This window comes from Allobosea sp. (genome assembly GCF_035944895.1).
In the GTDB taxonomy this organism is placed as follows: Bacteria; Pseudomonadota; Alphaproteobacteria; order Rhizobiales; family Beijerinckiaceae; genus Allobosea.
Map to the genome: position 1 here is coordinate 403,330 of NZ_DASZAT010000010.1, position 18,759 is coordinate 422,088.

20 protein-coding genes are annotated in these 18,759 nt (G+C 67.2%); 2 read left to right on the plus strand and 18 right to left on the minus strand.

What is annotated here, in order from left to right; genetic code table 11:
• Nucleotides 1-319 precede the first annotated feature (319 nt).
• From glmM to tolQ, 9 genes are all read right to left on the minus strand, one after another.
• On the minus strand, nt 320-1,663 hold the full coding sequence (glmM, locus tag VGV58_RS17560; protein ID WP_326875322.1) for a phosphoglucosamine mutase: 1,344 nt from the start codon (nt 1,661-1,663) through the stop codon (nt 320-322).
• Between the two features lie 200 nt (nt 1,664-1,863).
• A complete protein-coding gene (gene ftsH, locus VGV58_RS17565; RefSeq protein WP_326875323.1) occupies nt 1,864-3,789 on the minus strand; it encodes an ATP-dependent zinc metalloprotease FtsH in 1,926 nt (641 codons plus the stop codon).
• A 111-nt stretch (nt 3,790-3,900) separates the two neighbouring features.
• A complete protein-coding gene (tilS, locus tag VGV58_RS17570) occupies nt 3,901-4,959 on the minus strand; it encodes a tRNA lysidine(34) synthetase TilS (protein ID WP_326875324.1) in 1,059 nt (352 codons plus the stop codon).
• The gene (gene ybgF / locus VGV58_RS17575) at nt 4,956-5,897 is read right to left on the minus strand and encodes a tol-pal system protein YbgF (protein WP_326875325.1); all 942 of its coding nucleotides are present in this window, start codon (nt 5,895-5,897) and stop codon (nt 4,956-4,958) included. Before ybgF ends, tilS begins: the two co-directional genes overlap by 4 nt.
• A gap of 130 nt (nt 5,898-6,027) precedes the next feature.
• A complete protein-coding gene (pal, locus tag VGV58_RS17580) occupies nt 6,028-6,528 on the minus strand; it encodes a peptidoglycan-associated lipoprotein Pal (RefSeq protein WP_057190678.1) in 501 nt (166 codons plus the stop codon).
• Between the two features lie 194 nt (nt 6,529-6,722).
• Complete coding sequence (gene tolB, locus VGV58_RS17585; RefSeq protein WP_326875326.1) at nt 6,723-8,069, minus strand: Tol-Pal system beta propeller repeat protein TolB; 1,347 nt, start codon at nt 8,067-8,069, stop codon at nt 6,723-6,725.
• A gap of 5 nt (nt 8,070-8,074) precedes the next feature.
• Complete coding sequence (tolA, locus tag VGV58_RS17590) at nt 8,075-9,196, minus strand: cell envelope integrity protein TolA (RefSeq protein WP_326875327.1); 1,122 nt, start codon at nt 9,194-9,196, stop codon at nt 8,075-8,077.
• A gap of 46 nt (nt 9,197-9,242) precedes the next feature.
• A complete protein-coding gene (gene tolR, locus VGV58_RS17595; protein WP_326875328.1) occupies nt 9,243-9,692 on the minus strand; it encodes a protein TolR in 450 nt (149 codons plus the stop codon).
• Between the two features lie 11 nt (nt 9,693-9,703).
• Nucleotides 9,704-10,417, minus strand: coding sequence for a protein TolQ (tolQ, locus tag VGV58_RS17600; protein WP_091839015.1), 714 nt, complete (start codon nt 10,415-10,417; stop codon nt 9,704-9,706).
• Between the two features lie 339 nt (nt 10,418-10,756).
• On the opposite strand from tolQ, the gene VGV58_RS17605 reads away from it, so the two are divergent.
• Entirely contained in the window at nt 10,757-11,482 is a 726-nt protein-coding gene (locus VGV58_RS17605) for a hypothetical protein (protein WP_326875329.1), read from the plus strand.
• Nucleotides 11,483-11,498: 16 nt separating this feature from the next.
• On the opposite strand, the gene VGV58_RS17610 is transcribed toward VGV58_RS17605, so the two are convergent.
• The 7 genes from VGV58_RS17610 to ruvA all read right to left on the minus strand — a co-directional run bounded on the left by VGV58_RS17610 (nt 11,499) and on the right by ruvA (nt 16,047).
• Nucleotides 11,499-11,951, minus strand: coding sequence for a DUF2852 domain-containing protein (locus VGV58_RS17610; RefSeq protein WP_326876162.1), 453 nt, complete (start codon nt 11,949-11,951; stop codon nt 11,499-11,501).
• A 156-nt stretch (nt 11,952-12,107) separates the two neighbouring features.
• Nucleotides 12,108-12,755, minus strand: a complete 648-nt coding sequence (locus tag VGV58_RS17615) for a TetR/AcrR family transcriptional regulator (RefSeq protein ID WP_326875330.1) — start codon at nt 12,753-12,755, stop codon at nt 12,108-12,110.
• A gap of 57 nt (nt 12,756-12,812) precedes the next feature.
• Nucleotides 12,813-13,220 carry a tol-pal system-associated acyl-CoA thioesterase gene (gene ybgC / locus VGV58_RS17620; protein ID WP_326875331.1) on the minus strand — a complete coding sequence of 136 codons (408 nt, stop codon included), beginning with the start codon at nt 13,218-13,220 and terminating at the stop codon, nt 12,813-12,815.
• Nucleotides 13,221-13,301: 81 nt separating this feature from the next.
• Nucleotides 13,302-13,805 carry a DUF3828 domain-containing protein gene (locus VGV58_RS17625; RefSeq protein WP_326875332.1) on the minus strand — a complete coding sequence of 168 codons (504 nt, stop codon included), beginning with the start codon at nt 13,803-13,805 and terminating at the stop codon, nt 13,302-13,304.
• Between the two features lie 93 nt (nt 13,806-13,898).
• Nucleotides 13,899-14,921, minus strand: a complete 1,023-nt coding sequence (ruvB, locus tag VGV58_RS17630) for a Holliday junction branch migration DNA helicase RuvB (protein WP_326876163.1) — start codon at nt 14,919-14,921, stop codon at nt 13,899-13,901.
• Between the two features lie 23 nt (nt 14,922-14,944).
• Complete coding sequence (locus tag VGV58_RS17635) at nt 14,945-15,433, minus strand: GNAT family N-acetyltransferase (protein ID WP_326875333.1); 489 nt, start codon at nt 15,431-15,433, stop codon at nt 14,945-14,947.
• The gene (gene ruvA, locus VGV58_RS17640) at nt 15,430-16,047 is read right to left on the minus strand and encodes a Holliday junction branch migration protein RuvA (RefSeq protein ID WP_326875334.1); all 618 of its coding nucleotides are present in this window, start codon (nt 16,045-16,047) and stop codon (nt 15,430-15,432) included. The genes VGV58_RS17635 and ruvA overlap by 4 nt, the downstream gene beginning before the upstream one ends.
• A 90-nt stretch (nt 16,048-16,137) precedes the next feature.
• Between ruvA and VGV58_RS17645 the strand changes: the two genes are divergently transcribed.
• Nucleotides 16,138-17,349 carry an NAD(P)/FAD-dependent oxidoreductase gene (locus VGV58_RS17645; protein WP_326875335.1) on the plus strand — a complete coding sequence of 404 codons (1,212 nt, stop codon included), beginning with the start codon at nt 16,138-16,140 and terminating at the stop codon, nt 17,347-17,349.
• Here VGV58_RS17645 and ruvC read toward each other — a convergent pair.
• Both ruvC and VGV58_RS17655 read right to left on the minus strand, forming a co-directional pair.
• Complete coding sequence (gene ruvC / locus VGV58_RS17650; RefSeq protein WP_326875336.1) at nt 17,331-17,849, minus strand: crossover junction endodeoxyribonuclease RuvC; 519 nt, start codon at nt 17,847-17,849, stop codon at nt 17,331-17,333. The two genes, VGV58_RS17645 and ruvC, sit on opposite strands and share 19 nt — an antisense overlap.
• Before the next feature lie 110 nt (nt 17,850-17,959).
• Nucleotides 17,960-18,451 (minus strand): hypothetical protein, encoded by a 492-nt coding sequence (locus VGV58_RS17655; protein ID WP_414644009.1) that lies wholly within the window; start codon nt 18,449-18,451, stop codon nt 17,960-17,962.
• Between the last annotated feature and the right edge of the window lie 308 nt (nt 18,452-18,759).

An 18,759-nucleotide genomic window follows, 5' to 3' on the forward strand; every position in this document is an offset into this window, starting at 1 on the left:
CGAGTTTGCATGCAGCTGGACTCAAGTGCACGCGAGTTACCGATGGGGAAACCTTGCCAGAGATTTCTTAAACGAGACTTAACCCTAAAAACTAACCCTATCGATGCGTAAACGGCAGCATTGAACCTGGGAGCTCAGCTTCCGCGAAGGCTTTCATCGGGCGAACCGGGCCACCTCTCCAGGACAGCGCCTTGTCATTCAGATCGCGTGAAACGGAGTGCCAAAATCGATCGCAGGGCTCAGCGCCCTACGATAGATTCCGGAGCTGCCAGCCTTTGGTGCTCGCCCGGGATAATTGCGCAAGGGCTGCGGCAGCCGCTCAGGCCGCCGCCTTGGTCACCGCCTCGACCACCCCGTCGACCGCCCGCAGGACGAGATCGCGGTCGTCGCCCTCGGCCATGACGCGGATCACCGGCTCGGTGCCGGAGGGACGGATCACCAGCCGCCCACCCTCGCCGAGCAGCTGCTCGGCAGCCTTGATCGCGCTGACGACCGGCTTCTCCTCCAGCGGACGGCCCTGCTTGTAGCGGACGTTCTTGAGGATCTGCGGCAGCGGCTCGAAGCAGTGGCAGACCTCGGAGACCGGCTTCTCCTGGCGCTTGACCACGGCGAGCAATTGCAGCGCCGCGACCAGCCCGTCGCCGGTCGTGCCGTAATCGGAAAGGATGATGTGGCCGGACTGCTCGCCACCGAGATTGAAACCGTTGGCCCGCATATGCTCCAGCACATAGCGATCGCCCACCGCAGTGCGTGCCATCGACAGGCCAAGGCCCGCCAGATAGCGCTCCAGGCCGAGATTGGACATCACGGTAGAGACGATCCCGGGCGCCGAGAGCCGGCCGTCCTCCTGCCAGCTGCGCGCGATCACCCCCATGAGCTGGTCGCCATCGACGATCTGCCCCTGCTCGTCGGCGATCAGGACCCGGTCGGCGTCGCCATCCAGAGCAATGCCGAGATCGGCGCGCAATTCGCGCACCTTGCTCGCCAGCGCCTCCGGCTTGGTCGAGCCGACATCCTTGTTGATGTTGAAGCCATCGGGCTCGTCGCCGATGGTGATGACCTCGGCGCCCAGTTCCCAGAGCGCCTCGGGCGCAACCTTGTAGGCGGCGCCATTGGCGCAATCGAGCACGATGCGCAGGCCGTCCAGGCCGAGATTGCGCGGCAGGGTCCGCTTGGCGAATTCGATATAGCGGGCATGGGCGCTTTCGACGCGCTTGGCCCGGCCGAGCATCGCCGAAGACGACAGTTGCTTGCCGAGATCGGAATCGATCAGCCGGGTGATCTCCGCCTCGACCTCGTCGTTGAGCTTGTAGCCGTCCGGGCCGAACAGCTTGATGCCGTTGTCCTCATAGGGGTTGTGCGAAGCCGAGATCATCACGCCGAGATCGGCCCGCATCGAGCGGGTCAGCATCGCCACCGCCGGCGTCGGCATCGGGCCGAGCAGCAGCACGTCCATGCCGACGGAGGTGAAGCCAGCAACCAGCGCGTTCTCGATCATGTAGCCCGACAGGCGCGTATCCTTGCCGATCACCACGCGATGGCGGTGCTCGCCGCGGCGGAAGGCGATGCCCGTGGCCTGCCCGACCCGCAGCGCCAGATCGGGCGTGATCACACCGTTGGCGCGTCCGCGAATGCCATCGGTGCCGAAGTATTTGCGTGTCATGAGGTCAGTCCTCGGAGCCTTGCCCGGCTCGTTGCTTTTGCAGCTCATACAGGCTCTTTGCCTGCTCAGCTTCTCACAAATTGTGTCGGACCGTATCCGCCAGGCACCGGCTATCCCCAGCCCGCATGGCTGGCGGAGGCCCGCATGACAAAGGGCGGCTCGAAGGCCGCCCTTTGATCGTTCAGGATTTGGTCGCGCCGTCAGGCCTGCGGCTGCGGCTCCAGCCCGGCATCGGGCTCGTCGCGCTTGCGGCCCTTGCCGGCGCTCGGCACGGCCGAGCCGCGCGGGGCGTGCGGCGTGTCGGCGTCGTCGCGCGCGGGACGCTTGCCGGCGATTAGGTCGCGGATCTCGTCGCCGGTCAGCGTCTCGAACTCGAGCAGCGCCTCGGCCACCGCGACGAACTCGTCATGGTGCTTGGTCAGGATCTCCTTGGCGCTGACATAGCCCTCATTGACCAGGCGGCGGACCTCGCTGTCGATCTTCTGCGCGGTCGCCTCCGACAGGCTCTGGCTGCGGCCCATCGACATGCCCAGGAAGACCTCTTCCTGGTTGTCGCCATAGGCGACCATGCCGAGTTCGTCGGAATAGCCCATCTGCGTGACCATGGCCTTGGCCATCTTGGTCGCCTGCTGGATGTCGCCGGTGGCGCCGGAGGTGATGTTCTCCTTGCCGAAGGTGATCTCCTCCGCCACGCGCCCGCCCATGGCGACCGCGAGCTGCGAGGTGAACTCCTTGTACTTCATCGAGTAGCGATCGCCCTCGGGCAGGAACTTGACCATGCCGAGCGCGCGGCCGCGCGGGATGATCGTCGCCTTGTGCACCGGCACGCCGGCCGGGACATAGAGGCCGACGATGGCATGGCCAGCCTCGTGATAGGCGGTCAGCTTCTTCTCCTCCTCGGACATCGCCATGGATTTGCGCTCGGCGCCCATCATGACCTTGTCCTTGGCGTCCTCGAACTCGGCATGGGTGACCATGCGCTTGCCCCGGCGGGCAGCGAGCAAGGCGCCCTCGTTGACGAGGTTCATCAGGTCGGCGCCCGAGAAGCCGGGCGTGCCGCGGGCCAGCACCTTGAGGTCGACGTCCGGAGCGAGCGGGACCTTGCGCACATGCACGCGCAAGATCTTCTCGCGGCCGGCGACGTCCGGGTTCGGCACGACGATCTGGCGATCGAAGCGGCCGGGACGCAGCAGCGCCGGGTCGAGCACGTCCGGACGGTTGGTCGCGGCGATGATGATCACGCCCTCGTTCGGCTCGAAGCCGTCCATCTCGACCAGCAGCTGGTTCAGCGTCTGCTCGCGCTCGTCATTGCCACCGCCGAGGCCGGCGCCGCGATGGCGGCCGACCGCGTCGATCTCGTCGATGAAGATGATGCAGGGCGCGTTCTTCTTGGCCTGCTCGAACATGTCGCGCACGCGGCTGGCACCGACGCCGACGAACATCTCGACGAAGTCGGAGCCCGAAATGGTGAAGAACGGCACGTTCGCCTCGCCGGCGACGGCGCGCGCGGTCAAGGTCTTGCCGGTGCCGGGAGGGCCGACCAGCAGCACGCCACGCGGAATGCGGCCGCCCAGGCGCTGGAACTTCTGCGGATCGCGCAGGAACTCGACGATCTCCTGCAGGTCTTCCTTGGCTTCGTCGATGCCCGCGACGTCCTCGAAGGTGACGCGGCCATGAGCCTCGGTGAGGAGCTTGGCCTTGGACTTGCCGAAGCCCATCGCCCGGCCGGCACCGTTCTGCATCTGGCGGGACATGAAGATCCACAGGCCGATGAAGATCACGAAGGGCAGCGAATTGACCAGCAGCGCCATGAACCAGGGCGTGCCCTCGGAGGGAGCGCGGGCCGAGACCTGCACGCCCTTCTGCGCCAGCGTCCGAACGAGCTGCGGGTCGTTGTACGGCGCATAGGCGACGAAGTTGCGGCCATCGGTAAACGTACCGGTAATCTCGGGCCCGGCCACCACGACATTGGCGATACGGCCGGCCTCGGACTCGTTGATCAGCTGGCTAAAGGGGATTTCATTGGTGCTGGCACGCTGGCTCGGGCTCTGGAACAAGGTGACCAGCGCCAGGACCAGCAGGAAGATCACCACCCAGAGGGCGAAATTGCGGAAATTCGGATTCATTACGGTTCCGATCCGCTCGCCGGCGGGATTGCCGCGCGAGCCTGTGGTTTTCGCTGCTTAATCTAGGGCCGCCATGCCCCCTTGCCAAGGGAAGCCTGACCCTTCTTAGGGTTATACCGTCGCAGGGTGAACGCCCCGGCGCCTTTCGCCTTCGCGCATCAGCGTCAAAACGCCATCGCCGGCCAGCGACAAGCGAAAGCCGCCGAGCGTGCGCCGCAGCGCCCTACCCTCGCGCGCCGCGGCGATCAGTACTTTCGCGCAATCCTCGAGCCGCGCGAGACGCGGCGGTACGCTGGCCTGCGCCTCGCCATCCTGCGCCGCGGCAAGCGCGAGCCCCAGGCTCCGGATCGCGATTTCCTCAGGCTCCCCGCAGAGCCGCGCGAAATCGAACCAGCGCTTGCCGTCCTCATCCCCGGCCGGCACGCTCGCCAAGGCACGCGCCGCCAATCTGTCGAGCGCCTCGTCGGCCCGCGCCAGCCGATGCGCGAGCTGCCCGAGTCGCCCGACGGTCAGCCCTTCACGGGCCAGGACCGGCAGCATTCCGCGCCAGCGGATGCGGGCGAAGCGCGGATCGTCATTGGACGGGTCGCGGATGAAGGGAAGCCCTCGTGCCTCGCAAGTCGCGACAAGCCGAAATTTCGCGATCCCGAGCAGCGGTCTCGCCAGCACGATCCCGTTCACCGCGCTGCGCGGCGCCATACCCGCAAGGCCGGCGAGACCGGAGCCGGCCGCCATGCGCATCAACAGCGTCTCGGCCTGGTCGTCGGCAGTATGCGCGGTGACGATCGCGGTAGCGCCTGGCACCCTCGCCTCCTCCGCCAGCAGCGCATAGCGCGCCGAGCGCGCCTTCTCCTGCACGCCGGCCTGCGGCTTCGGGCCCTGCCAGCGCCGCGTACGATGCTCGACACCAAGCCTCGCGCACAGCTCGCCGACCATCACTGCCTCCTGCGCCGCCTCGGGGCGCAGGCCGTGATCGATGGTGACAGCCAGGAGCCGCGGACGCCCCAGCCCGGCCCATTCGGCGAGAAGTGCGAGAAGAGCGATGGAATCCGGCCCGCCGGACACGGCGACGATGAGCGCATCCTCGCCGGCGAGCGGGCGGAACAGGGTGTCGGCTTCCGCCGCCGTCAGCGGCTCGGAGTCGGCAGGTTCTGCGGGCGCCGCGGTCAAGCGCAGCGGGCGCGCTGCCGTTCGCGCTCGACACCCTGGCGCACCGCATTCGAAGCGGCCGGATAATCGACACCGACCTTGGCGAAGGTGGCGCAGGCCTGGTCACGCGCGCCGAGCCCGTTCAGGGACATGCCGAGCTTGAGCAGGCTGTCGGCGCCCTTGCCGGCCTTCGGAAAATCGCGCGAGATCTTCAGGAACTGCTCGGCTGCCTCGCGATAGCGCCGACGCTGGTAGTAGCTCTCGCCGAGCCAGAAGGTCGCGTCGGCCGCCAGACGGTCGCGCGGATAGCTCTGCAGGAACTCGCGGAAGCTCATCTCGGCGCGCTCGTATTCCTTGCGCAGCACATGGGCGTAGGCGACGTCGTAGAGCTCGCGCGGACTGCCCGCCTGCCCCGTCGCCGCGACGCTCGAGCCGCGCGGCGTCGCCGGAGGCAGCGCACCTCCCGGAACCGGACGCCCGACGCTGGACAGGTCCATCGGGCCCTGCCCCTGGTCCCCGGCGAACTCCTCGTCGATGATCTGGCCGAGCTGGCGCGGTCCGCCTGCGGCGCCTGGCTGGGCGGCGGGATCGAAGGCGTCGCCGCGGCGCTCGCGGCCCGGCGTCTGCTGGGGAGCGGCCGGACGAGGCGCCTGCGGCGCCGGCGCAGCAGCTGCGCCGCCACGCTGTCCGCCGCGCTCGGAGAAGCGGAAGTCGACATCTTCCTGCATCTTGCGCAGCTGCTCGGTCAGCCGCCGGTTCTCGAACTGGAGTTGCTCGATCTGGCCGGAGAGCTGGCGCAGCTGGTTCTCGAGCCGGCTCGTGCGCACCACGAGATCGGCCGCATCCTGCGCGGCGGCAGGCTGGGTCAGGCCGATCGCCAGCAGCGAAAAACCGGCAAGCAGGGCATGCCGCAGCGAGAGCCGCTTCCGGCCCGAAATCGAAATCGTCGCAAAGCTCATATCAGGCAAAACCGCATCGCCCCGGGGACTGACCTTATCACACGCGAATACCGCGGCCAAAATATGGAAAAGCCGGCGCTTTCCTTGCGGTAAGCGCCGGCCACGTCAAGCTTTTATCGAGCTGTCCGGTTCAGACGCCGCCGGCGCCGTCGAGCACCGTCACGGCGCGGCGGTTCTGCGACCAGCAGGAGATGTCGTTGCAGACCGCGACCGGCCGCTCCTTGCCATAGGAGATGGTGCGGATGCGGTTGCCGGGGATGCCGCGCGAGGCGAGGTAGTCGCGGACCGTCTGGGCGCGGCGGGCGCCGAGCGAATAGTTGTATTCGCGGGTACCGCGCTCGTCGGCATGGCCTTCGATGGTGAAGGTGTAGCGCGGATAGCGCTGCAGCCAGCCCGACTGCTTGTCGAGCGTCGCGACCGCGGTCGGGGTCAGGTCGGTCGAGTCGGTCTCGAAGAAGACGCGATCGCCGACATTGACGACGAAGTCCTGGGCGCTGCCCGGCGTGGCGGCGCCGCCGGCGCCGAAGCCGTCGGCGTTCTGGTCCTTGGCGCAGGCGCCGAGGGCGAGCGCGCCCATCAGGGCGGCGGCGATGCGCACGGTACGGGCGCTGGCTGCGAAGGAAGCGAGCATGTCAATTCTCTCCGAATTTCGGGCGCGGAGCGCGCCGGGCGGCGTCACGCGTTATCCCAATCAATGATGTGTCAACCTAAACGAGACCTTGCCAAAACAAGGCGAAGTGGCGGCATTGCGGCGTATGGTTAACCAAATATGGCCGGAAACCGACGGTTCGATGATGTTGTATTCCTGCATCAGCGCGGCACGCGCTAACGCGCGGCGGTGAGCAGCGGCGACCAGGTCGGATCGGAGGCGAAGGACGGCGTCGGCACCGGCACCTCGACCCGGCCGGTGATGTCGACCATGTAGAGCTTGCCGCCGGACTGCCCGCCGGGATCCCGGAAGAACATGATGTACTGGCCATTCGGGGCCCAGTTCGGCGCCTCGTTGTGGAAGCTCTCGGTCAGGATGCGTTCGCCCGAGCCGTCAGGCTTCATCACGCCGATCCCGAAGGTGCCCCCGCCCTGGCGGGTGAAGGCGATGAGGTCGCCGCGCGGCGACCAGGACGGCTGCGAATAGGAGCCCTGGCCGAAAGAGATGCGCTTGCCCTCGCCGCCCCCGGCGCCCATCACGTAGAGCTGCTGCGAGCCGCCGCGATCGCTCTCGAAGACGATCTGCGACCCGTCGGGCGCATAGGACGGCGAGGTGTCGATCGCTGCCGTCGACGTCAGCCGCTGCGTCGTGCGCGAGCCGATGTCGATCGCGTAGAGATTGGCGTTACCGCCCTGCTGCAGGCTGAGCGCGATGCGCGCGCCGTTCGGCGAGAAGCGCGGGCTCGTGGTCATGTCCGGGAAGTTGCCGACGACCTGGCGCTGGCCGGTCTCGATATTGAGGACATGCACGCGCGGCTGTTCGCCGGTGCGCTGTGCCATGTAAGTGACCTCCTGGGCTACCGGCGAGTAGCGCGGCGTCACCACCGAGGTCTCGCCGCCGGTCAGGTAGCGCACATTGGCGCCGTCCTGGTCCATGATGGCAAGACGCTTGCGCCGGGCCTCCTTCGAGCCGGATTCGTCGACGAAGACCACGCGGGTATCGAAGAAGCCGCCGACGCCAGTGATCTTGGTGAAGATCGCGTCCGAAATGATGTGCCCGACCCGGCGGGAATTGTTCGGGTCGGTGAAATATTGCTGGCCGTCGATCTGCTGGCCGGCGACCACGTCCCAGAGCCGGAACTCGGCCCGCAGCCGCCCGCCCTCGCGCGCAACGCGGCCGATCACCAGAGCCTGCACGCCAGCCGCCTTCCAGGCCTCGAATTGCGGCGCCGCGTCGAAGGGCGGGTTCTTCTCGGGATGGCGCGCCTTCTCGATCGGCACGAAATAGCCGCAGCGCTTCAGGTTGTTGGCGATGATACCGGAGACCAGCCCGCCGCCCTCCCCGGCGAAATCGGCGACCGCGATCGGCATCGGCTGGAAGGTGCCCTTGCGCAGGTCGATCACCAGCTCGGCCCGGGCCGGCGCGACGAGCTGCGGCAGGATGAGCCCGGAGCCAGCGAGTGCGAGTGCGCCGCGGCGGGTCAGCCCGGAGGGACGAGAAATGGAATGATCAATGCGGTCCATGGCGGTCACAGCACGTCCCTGGCGTCGAAATTCACGATGACGTCGCGCCAATCGTCGTAATAGGCAGCAAATTGCGCGGGAATGCGCAGCGGCGAGCAACGGCGCGTCGCCGTCAGCGCCGAGTCCGCCGCGACCCGGAAGAGCGGGTCCGACGAGGAGTTGGTCACACTCGCCTGGCCGATCAGCGAGCCGTCGGTGTTGAGCTTCATGCGCACCTGCGGCACCACCGGCTTCGAGGCGCTCTGCAGCGCGATCGGCACGTTCCAGCACTTCTGGAGCTGTTCCTGGATGATGCCCATCAGCTGCGTTCGCAGCGACGGCGAGAGCTTCTGCGCGGAGCCGGTCTGGGTGCCGAGCGAGGCGGTCCGGTTGATCTGCGGCGCACTCGATCCCGAGGACTGCGCCTGCTCCTTCGATTGCAGCAGCTTGGCGATGTCGTTCGGGTTGAAATTCTTGGCGATCTCGGCTTCGCGCTTGGCCTTGGCTTCCGCCTCGCGCTTCGCCTTTGCCTCGGCCGCGATCTTGGCCTTCTGCTCGGCTTCAGCTTTCGCCTTGGCTTCAGCGACGGCCTTCTCCTTGGCGGCCTTGGCCGCTTCGGCGCGCGCCTGCGCCTCCGCTTCGGCCTTCGCCTTGGCGGCGGCCTTGGCCTCCTGCTCGGCCTGCTTGGCCTTGCGCTCGAGCTCGGCTTCCTCGGCGAGCTTGGCCTGTTCCTCGCGGCGCTGCTCCGCTTCCTGGGCGGCCGCCTGCTCGGATTTCTGCGGCGGCTGCTTCACCGGTTCGGCCGGCGGTGTCGGCTTCGGGGTCGGACGGGCAGGCGGCAGCGGCGCAGCGGCATTGTCGTCGGCGACCTTGAGCTCGGGCGGCCGCGAGGGCGGCGCCGGCGTATCCTGCTTGGCCTCGCCCGCTTCCTTGCGCTCGACGATCTCGGACTGGCGCTCCGCCCGCTGCTGCGGCTTCTCCTGCACCTTCTCGGCCTGGCGCTCACCGCGGGTGACCTGGTTCAGCGCGGAAGGGTCGATCACCTCGACGGCGATCGCCTCCTGATGCTCGGGCAGCGGCGTCGCACCGGCAAAGGCCAGCAGCCCCGCGACCAGGACGGTCGCGTGGCCCAGGGCGGAAACCGCCAAGCCCGGCTCTGAGCGCGAAAGCATCAACGCAACGGCACCTTCTCGTTCAACGCGAATGTGGTTCGGTGACCAGCGCCACGCGCTTGAAGCCGGCGCTGGTGATCGTCGCCATCACCGAGGCGACGCGGCCATAGTCGACCTGCTTGTGGCCGCGCACATAGATCCGGTCCTCGAAGCCCTGCTTGGCGAGGCCCTGCAGCTTCTGCACGAGGTCGGGCTCGAGCGTCGGCTGGTCCTGCAGGAAGATCTGGCCCTTCTCGTCGATGGCGATGGTGATCGGCTTCTGATCGACGTTGATCGGTTTGGCGCCGGTCTGCGGCAGGTCGATCGGCACGCCGGTCGCGATCAGCGGCGCGGCGACCATGAAGATGATGAGCAGCACCAGCATGACGTCGATGAACGGCGTCATGTTGATCTCGGCGATGGCTCCGTGGCGACGCGGTCGACGCCCGCGGCGCCCCCCGGCCTTCCCGCCGGCAGCGGCTGACATTCCCATTGTCTACGCCCTCACGCCGCCAGACGTTCGTCGATCTGCCGCGACAGGATCGCGGAGAATTCGTCGGCGAAGGCCTCGAGCCGGTTCTGCGCCTTGGCGACCTCGGCCTGCAGCTTGTTGTAGGCCATCAGCGCGGGGATCGCGGCGAATAGGCCGATCGCGGTGGCGAACAGCGCCTCGGCGATGCCGGGCGCGACGACCGCGAGCGAGGAATTCTTCGAGACCGCGATCGCGGTGAACGAGGTCATGATGCCCCAGACCGTGCCGAACAGGCCGATGAAGGGCGCCGACGAGGCGATGGTCGAGAGCACGAGCAGCTTCGATTCGAGCCGTTCCGCCTCGCGCTGGATGGTGACGTCGAGCACCTTGTCGATGCGGGCCGACAGGCTCGCGACCGAGCGCCCGCCATTCTCGAAGGAGCGCTTCCATTCGCGCATCGCCGCGACGAAGACGGCGGCCATGTCGTTGACCGGCCGGTTGGAGAGGTCGCGATAGAGCTCCTCGAGCGAGCGCCCGGACCAGAACACCTCCTCGAACGCGTCCATGTCCTGGCGCGTGCGGCGATACAGCAAGGTCTTGTCGATGATGATCGACCAGCACCAGATCGACGCCGCCAGCAAGCCCATCATCACCAGCTTGACGACGATGTGGGCGTGCCAGAACAGCGTCCAGAACGACATGTCGACCTGCGGCGCGGCCTGCGCGATCTCCACGGCGGGGTTCATCCTGTCACCTTTCTCTCTCGAGCCTGTACCGACCAGGCTGTCACGGCCTGATCGAATCCGGCTCTGGCCGACGCGAAACCGAGTGCGGCCTCGCGCAGCCTGTTCTTTGCGCCGCGAAATTCGCGCCGCCGCCCGTTTCTGCGCTCCGGGGGTATGCCATTGACACCAATTGCCGCTGAATTCGGCGAAAGATGGGCCAAACGGCGATGTTCCCGTGCGCCAAAGGCCTTGTGTCCGGTTACGTCACCGTCAAGGTTAAGGGCCTGCATGGTTAATATCGCGTTATGACGGCCATGCGGCCGTCGGCGGGCGACCTGGCGGCGACCGAGGGTTGGGGCGATGCGGTTTGGCGAATGGCTGGCAGGCCAAGTCCGGAGCTATGCCCGGAACTATGTCTGGAATCGCACGACGCTGAGCGCGATCCTGATCGTCTCGCCGGCCATCCTCTCCTCGATCGCGACCTTCGCCCTGTCGAACTCGCTCGACCGGCGCAGCGCCCGCTTCACCGAGGAGCGCGATGGCATCGCCCGCGACCTCGGCGCGCTGGACGGCCATGTGAAGAGCTTCGAGACCCTGCAACTCGGCCGTGGCGCCCTGCTCCTGGTGCTGAACGGCTCGCAGGCCGACATGCAGTACAAATACCTGCTCGACCGGCTGTTCCGGCTGAACGCCAAGCAGACAGTGCGCCGTATCGCAGCGGTCGTTCACCCGCAGGATTGGCAGAGCCGGATGGCGCCCTATGACGCCCTCGTCGACCAGGAGTACAGCGACGCCGGAACGATCCAGAGCATCCAGGCGATGGAGAACGCCATGGTTCTGGAGGCGAGCGAGAAGCTGACCGCGCTCCAGCTGCGTCACAACATCGTCACGGGGCGTATCGCCAAGATCGAAAGCCTGAAGGCGCAGATCACCGCTGTCCTGGCTTCGCTGACCTCTGCTCTCACCATCGTGATCTTCTTCATCACCACCAACAAGCAGAAGCCCGCGCCGGCCACCGCACCAGCAGCGCCGGAAAAACGCCAACGGCCCGCCTCCGTAAGGAAGCGGGCCGCCGACGATCGATAGCTCTGAAAAGGGGCGATCAGGCGCTTTCGACAGTATCGGTGCCGGTGCTGGGGCGGCGCGTATTCATGAACTCGTCGAACTCGGCCTTGTCCTTGGCCATGCGCAGCCGGCCGAGGAAATCGTGGAACTCGCGCTGCTCGTCCTCGAGACGACGCAGCGTCTCGTCGCGGTATTCGTCGAAGGCGCGGTTGCCGCTCGACGACGGGCCGCGGCCCCAGCCGCCGAAGCCGCCACGGCCACCCCACTGCTGGGCGCCGCCCATGCGCTCACGCAGGCGCTCCATCTTGTCCTGCAGGCGATTCATCCGGTGCTCATAGCGAGCCGGTCCGCAACCATGTCCCATGCGTCCACTCCAGAAAAGAAAGGCCAGGGTCGCCAGACCCAGCGGCCAGAAGATGATGAAGCCGAGCACCGCGAAGGCGATCCAGGCTCCCTTTCCATATTCGTCAAGCTTCGCGACGATCGGCATCGATCCCTCTCGAACCTGAATGGCAGCGGCGGATGCCGCTGCCGGCCAACCTCCCGATCGGCTCTCGCCGACCGTGTGAATGTAAATCACATTCACATATCTGGACGCCACTGCCAAGGCTTTCAAGACGGCCGGATCAAAAATTTCGGAAGGAGGTCAGCCTGCCTGGTCGGGCGGCAGGCCCAGACCCTTGAGATAGATCAGCATTCCAGCTTCGAGCAGGTCGGAGGCCGACATCGGCAGTGGGCGCCGGCCGGCATCGGCGCGGCCGAACAGAGCGGCGACGCCGTGCGACATCGCCCAGATATGCAACGCCATCATCAGGGCCGGTGGCCTCTTGCCCTGGGGCAATGCCGCGATCAGCGTCTCCGCCGCCTGGCGCAATTGCTGGAACGAGCGGTCGGCGGCAGCGCGCAATTCCGGGCTGGCATCGAGAGGAACGCCGGCCTCGAACATCGCCGAATAGAAGGCCGGCTGGTCATGAGCGAAGGCGAGATAGGCCCGGCCGAGCCGATGGAATGCCGTCTCCGGATCGGGCCTGCCATTGTCCCAGGCCTTGGCGAGGGCAGCCTCGAAGGCGGCAAAGCCGTGGACCGCGACATCGGCGAGCAGTTCGTCGCGGTCGCGATAATGCCGGTAGGGTGCCGCCGGGCTGACGCCGGCCATGCGCGCGGCCTCGGCGAAGGTAAAGCCATTCGGCCCCTTCTCGCCGATCAGGCCGAGGGCGGCGCGGACCAGCGCCTCCTTGAGATTGCCGTGGTGGTACCCCCGCGGCTGCTCGGGCTCGTTGCGTTTCCAGCTCATGTTACGGGCCCTAACATGGCGATCCGCCAGCGTCGATGCCAGCCACCGCAGGAGCGATCAGAGGATTTCGAGGCCGAGGCGGTGCCGCAGCACGTCCGGGATGCGCCGTGCCTTGCCGCCGCCGACGCAGGCGACCTTGACCTGCGCCGTGACCAGCACCTCCTCGCCGCGCAGGATGCGCTGGTCGAGTTCCATGGTCGCGCCACGCGCGAGGGTCGGCTTCGTCTCGATGGTCAGGAGGTCGTCCATCACCGCGGGCCTGACGAAATCGATCAGCATGCGCCGGACTGCGAAGCCGAGCGCAGCATCGCCGTCGAAGAGCTCGCGCTGCTCGATCCCGAGATCGCGGATCAATTCGGTCCGGCCGCGCTCCATGAAGCGCAGATAGGAGGCGTGGTAGACGACGCCGGAGAAGTCGGTGTCCTCGTAATAGACACGGACGGAGATACTGTGAGCGGCGGCCATAACGGTCTTTCCGGGAGATAACGCGGGCGTTCTAGACCGCCATGCGCGCCCCGGACAACCTCATGGAACGCGCCCCGCCGCTCAGCGCTTGCAGGGCTTGCCCATGAACGAGCCGCAATCATAGGGCTGCGCCAGATCGCGCCGGACCGAGTTCTTGCCGGCGCCGATATCGTCGATGCGCCAGCCCCCGCCTTCCTCGACCATGCGGAACGGCACCGACATGGCCTTGCCGAAGCTGCGGAAGCTCGCCGTCACCACCGCCTTGCCGCCGGCCGGTCCTTGAGTCACCGTGACCTTGAGGTTCTTCACCTCGCCATCCTGGCCCTGGATGAACGGATCGGCGCCGATATGGCCGATATCGCCGCTCTCGTCCTGGTAGCGGTCGTCGCGGGCGAACAGCGCTGCCAGGCTCTTGCTCATCAGCGCATCGCGATGCGGCGGGCGCCAGGGCGGCTCGCCGCCGCCGTCCAAGGTCTTCTGCGTGGCCGCATAGGCCTTGCGCACGGTGGCGTCGGGCGTGGGCTCTGCGGCATGGCCAGCCACGGAAACCAGCATCAGGCCGGCCAGTATCATTGCAGATCGCATATCGCTTCTCCCAGCCTCGCCTGATCGAACCCGATGACAGCACGATGGGCAGGAGGCCGCATCATCCAAATGCGGGACAACCTTCGTCCGGCATCAATCCTCGTCCCCATCCCCGAACAGCCCGAACTGCGCGCCCTCGCGGCTCGGCTCGGGCATGCCGAGATGCCGGAAGGCGTGCGGCGTCAGCAGCCGCCCGCGCGGCGTGCGCTGGATGAAGCCCTGCTGCAGCAGGAAGGGTTCGATGATCTCCTCGATCGCATCGCGCGGCTCGGAGAGCGAGGCGGCGATGGTCTCGATCCCGACCGGGCCGCCGCCGAAATTGATCGCGACCGTCGTCAGATAGCGCCGGTCCATCTGGTCGAGGCCGATCGCATCGACATCGAGCAGGCCGAGCGCCTTGTCGGCCACCTTGCGGGTGACGATCGCGTCACCGTCGACGATGGCGAAGTCGCGCACGCGCCGCAGCAGCCGACCGGCGATGCGCGGCGTCCCGCGCGCACGACGGGCGATCTCGTTCGCCCCGTCATCCGACATGGGAACCCCGAGCACCCGCGCCCCGCGCGCGACGATGCCCTGCAATTCCTCGACGGTGTAGAACTGCAGGCGGATCGGGATGCCGAAGCGATCGCGCAGCGGCGTCGTCAGCAAGCCAGCGCGGGTGGTGGCGCCGACCAAAGTGAACTTCGGCAGGTCGATCTTGACCGAGCGTGCCGCCGGCCCCTCGCCGATGATCAGGTCGAGCTGGTAGTCCTCCATCGCCGGATAGAGGATTTCCTCCACCGCCGGATTGAGGCGGTGGATCTCGTCGATGAAGAGCACGTCGCGCTCTTCGAGATTGGTCAGCTGCGCCGCAAGGTCGCCGGCCTTGGCGATCACCGGCCCCGAGGTCGAGCGGAAGCTGACGCCGAGCTCACGCGCCACGATCTGCGCCAGCGTCGTCTTGCCAAGGCCGGGCGGACCGACGAACAGGACATGATCGAGCGCATCGCCGCGGGTGCGGGCAGCGTTGATGAAGACCTGGAGATTGGCGCGCGCCGCCGCCTGCCCGGTGAAATCGGCAAGCGAGAGCGGCCGCAGCGAGGCTTCGCTGTCATCGTCGCGCTTGTCCGCCGTCATCAGGCCGGGACGCTTCGGCTCACTCACAATTCAATCTCCAGCTCCAACGCATCATGCACCGGGATGTCCTGGTAGCCGGTCTTGATGATCGTCGGAACCATGGCGCGATAGGCGTCGATCGCCTCGACATAGAGGCCGGAGAAGCGGAAGCCGTGCTTCTGGTAGAAGACCAGCGCCGGCATGTTGTCGTTGGTCAGCATCGCCCTGAGCTTGCGCGCGCCGGCCGCCTTCGCCGCCGCCTTCACCGCCTCGAGCATGCGCGAGGCCGCGCCCTCCCCCGGCTTCAGCGAATGCAACGCGCACAGCACTGCGATATCGCCGTCGCGCGTCCAGCTCGCCACCGCCAGCAATTCGCCCTCGGCCGTGAACATGCCGATCAGGGGCAGTTCGGCGCAGTCATAGAGCTTCGAGCCGATCATCATCCGATGCGAGCCCCAGTGCCGCATCATCAGGGCGAGGAAGGCCGACTTGTCGGCGATCTCGCGGAAGATCACCGCCGGTCCCTTCTTCATTTCGCCAGCTCCTTCAGGCCGAGCCGGATCAGTTGCGCCGTACCGGCGCCCTCGCCCGCCTCGCGCGAGGCAGCCGCGATCGCCGCGACCGCCTGCGCCTGTGGGTAGCCGAGATTGGTCAGCGCCGAGACCGCGTCCGCCACCGGCTGCGGCAGCCGCTTGTCCTCGAGCGCGCCGGAGAGCTGCGCCAGCCCCGGGTCGACATGGCCGAAGGCCGGCGCCTTGTCCTTGAGCTCGGCGCAGATGCGCTGGGCGAGCTTGGGACCGACGCCCGGCGCGCGTGCCACTGCCGCCTTGTCGTTGGTTGCGATCGCGGTCGCGAGCGCGCCGGGCTCGAGCGTCGAGAGGATGGCGAGCGCGACCTTGGCGCCGACGCCCTGCACCATCTGCATCAGCCGGAACCAGTCGCGCTCGTTATCCGACATGAAGCCGTAGAGCCGGATCGCATCCTCGCGGACATGCGTCTCGATCGACAGCGCCGCCGCCTCGCCGATCTTGGGCAGGCGCTGCAGCGTGCGCGAGGAGCACTGCACGACATAGCCGACGCCCTGCACGTCGACGATGACATGGTCCTCGCCATACGAATCGATGAGGCCCTTGAGCTTTCCGATCATGCCTCCTGTTAGCATGGCCGCAGCCCGCCGCCAGACCGGATCATTCGCGGCGATCATGCGTTCTCCACCGGCGATGCCCGGGAGCTCGATGTGCTGACGAAAACGAGGGATCTGCGGACCGGCCGCTCAGTCTGGCAGGACAAGCGACCGCCACGCTTTCCAAGGCACGAGATCACCGGCGACACGCAAGCCGACGTCGTCGTCATCGGCGCCGGCATCTCCGGCGCGATGCAGGCCGACGCGCTGAGCACAGCTGACTTCGACGTGCTGGTGGTCGACCGGCGCGGCCCGGTCCGCGGCTCGACCCCGGCGAGCACCGCTTTGCTGCAATACGAGATCGACCAGCCTCTGACGAAGCTGACGCGCCAGATCGGCGAGGACGCCGCGATCCGCGCCTGGCGCCGCTCGCGTCTCGCCCTCGACAGTCTGGCGGCACGGATCCAGGAACTCTCGATCGCGCGCGTCGCTCGCCGCGACTCGCTCTACCTCGCCGGCGATGTGCTCGACGCCGATGCATTGGCCCGCGAGCACGAGGCGCGCCGGCACGCCGGGCTGGAGACCGCCCTCCTCAATGCCGACATGCTGAAGGAGCGCTTCGGCATCGAGCGCCCCGCTGCCCTGCTCGGCTACGACAATCTCGAAGCCGATCCAGTCATGCTCGCGGCCGGTTTCCTGCGCGCTGCTCTCGCCCGCGGCGCCCGTCTCGCCTGGCCGGTCGAGATCGTCGACCTCGACACCAAGCCGCGCTCGGTCAGCCTCCGCACGCGTGAAGGCCACCGCATCCGCTGTCGGCACCTCGTTTTCGCCACCGGTTACGAACTGCCCTTCGGCATGCTGCCCAGGGGCCACAAGGTGCTCTCCACCTGGGCTCTGGCGACGGTGCCGCAGACGAGGCGCCTCTGGCCAGAATGCTGCTTCATCTGGGAGGCATCCGACCCTTACCTCTATCTGCGCAGCACCCGCGACGGCCGCGTCATCTGCGGTGGCGAGGACGAGGATTTCGTCGACGAGGACAAGCGCGACGCCCTGGTCGAGCGGAAGACGGCCGCGATTCGGCGCAAACTCGGCGAGCTCCTGCCGCAGCTTTCGACGGAGGTCGACTATGCCTGGACCGGAACCTTCGGCACCTCCGAAACCGGACTGCCGACGCTGGGGCCGATGCCGGACCTGAGGAATTGCTGGGCGGTGATGGGCTTCGGCGGCAACGGCATCACCTATAGCCGCATCGGCGCAGAGATCGTGCGCGCCGGCCTGCTCGGCAAGGCAGATCCGGATGCCGAGATCTATGCCTTCCGCAGCTGATACTGTGCCAGCAGCGCCCGGGCACCGCGGTGCTGCGCATGGCAGATCGCGACAGCGAGCGCATCCGCCGCGTCGGCGCTGCGCGTCTCGGCCTTGGGCAGGAGCACGCGGATCATCGCCTGCACCTGCTTCTTGTCGGCATGGCCAACGCCGACCACGGTCTTCTTCACCAGATTGGCGGCGTATTCGGCGACGTCGAGCCCGGCCAGTGCCGGCACGACCAGTGCGATGCCGCGTGCCTGTCCGAGCTTCAGCGCCGATTGCGGATCGCGGTTGATAAATGTCTCCTCGACCGCGGCCTCCTGCGGCCGATGCCGCGCGATCACCTCGGTTATGCCCTCATGCAATTGCCTGAGACGATCGGCCAAGGGCTGCTTCTCGTCGCTTTCGACCACGCCGCAGGCGACGAAGGAGAGCTTGGTTCCCTCACTGATGACGAGACCCCAGCCAGTCTTCCTGAGACCGGGATCGAGGCCGAGAATGCGAATCGGATCGGACATGCGCGAACGCTATTCCCGATCTGGCTCCGACGCACCCTGTCGCCGCGAAAGAGGGGTCGAGGCGCGAGCCCCGACCCCGTCTTGCATGACGCAACCGCGGAACGGCTTGCTCAGGCGCCCTTCAGCCGGGTGTTGCACTGGCTGTAGTAGCCGCCGCCCTTCTGGATCCATTTCAGGTCGCCATTGCCGCCATTGGCCTTGTTGGCGTTGTACTGGTCATTGCAGGTCTTGAAGCGCTGCTTGCCGGCCGAGAGGGTCGAGTATTTCGGATCGACCTTGCTCGGGAACGTGGCGTTGCCGGCCGAAGCGGGGGCCGCTGCGGGCTTGGCGGGAGTAGCGGGCGCACTGGCAACCGGCTTGGCCGGAGCGGTCGTGGTCGCCGTGGCAGGAGTCGCAGCGGCAGGAGCAGCCGCGTCGCCGCATTGCGCCTTGCGGAAGTCGTTCCAGGACTGGCCGCCGAGCGTGTTGCCGGTCTTGGCAGCGTTATACTTGGTGCTGCACTCCTTCATCGTCAGCGCGAGCGCCGGCGACGATGTCTGCAACATGAAACCGCCGCTGAGCGCGAGAAGGCCGGCGGCAAGCGCGAATCTGGTGCGTGTCATGAGCGTCATCCCCTATGGGGCCGGGTGGGCGCTGCGTCGGCCTGGCGGGACATTCCGGGAGGTCACGCGGCAGGAGGACGCTAGGATCGCCAAGATGAACGCAGGATGATGGGCTCCATTAAAGTTTCGTAACGTACTGCCTCCGTCGCGCTGGCCATCCGCCTCCGCGCAAGAGCCCATCCAGCCGGGAAGCAGAGCGAAAGACCGGGACGCAGCCCAGGCATCGATGAGCCGGGCTCATCGATGCCATCACTGCAACGGGGGTTGATCGTTTCGCAGCTTGCGTGGAGGAAAGAAAATCCTTCTCC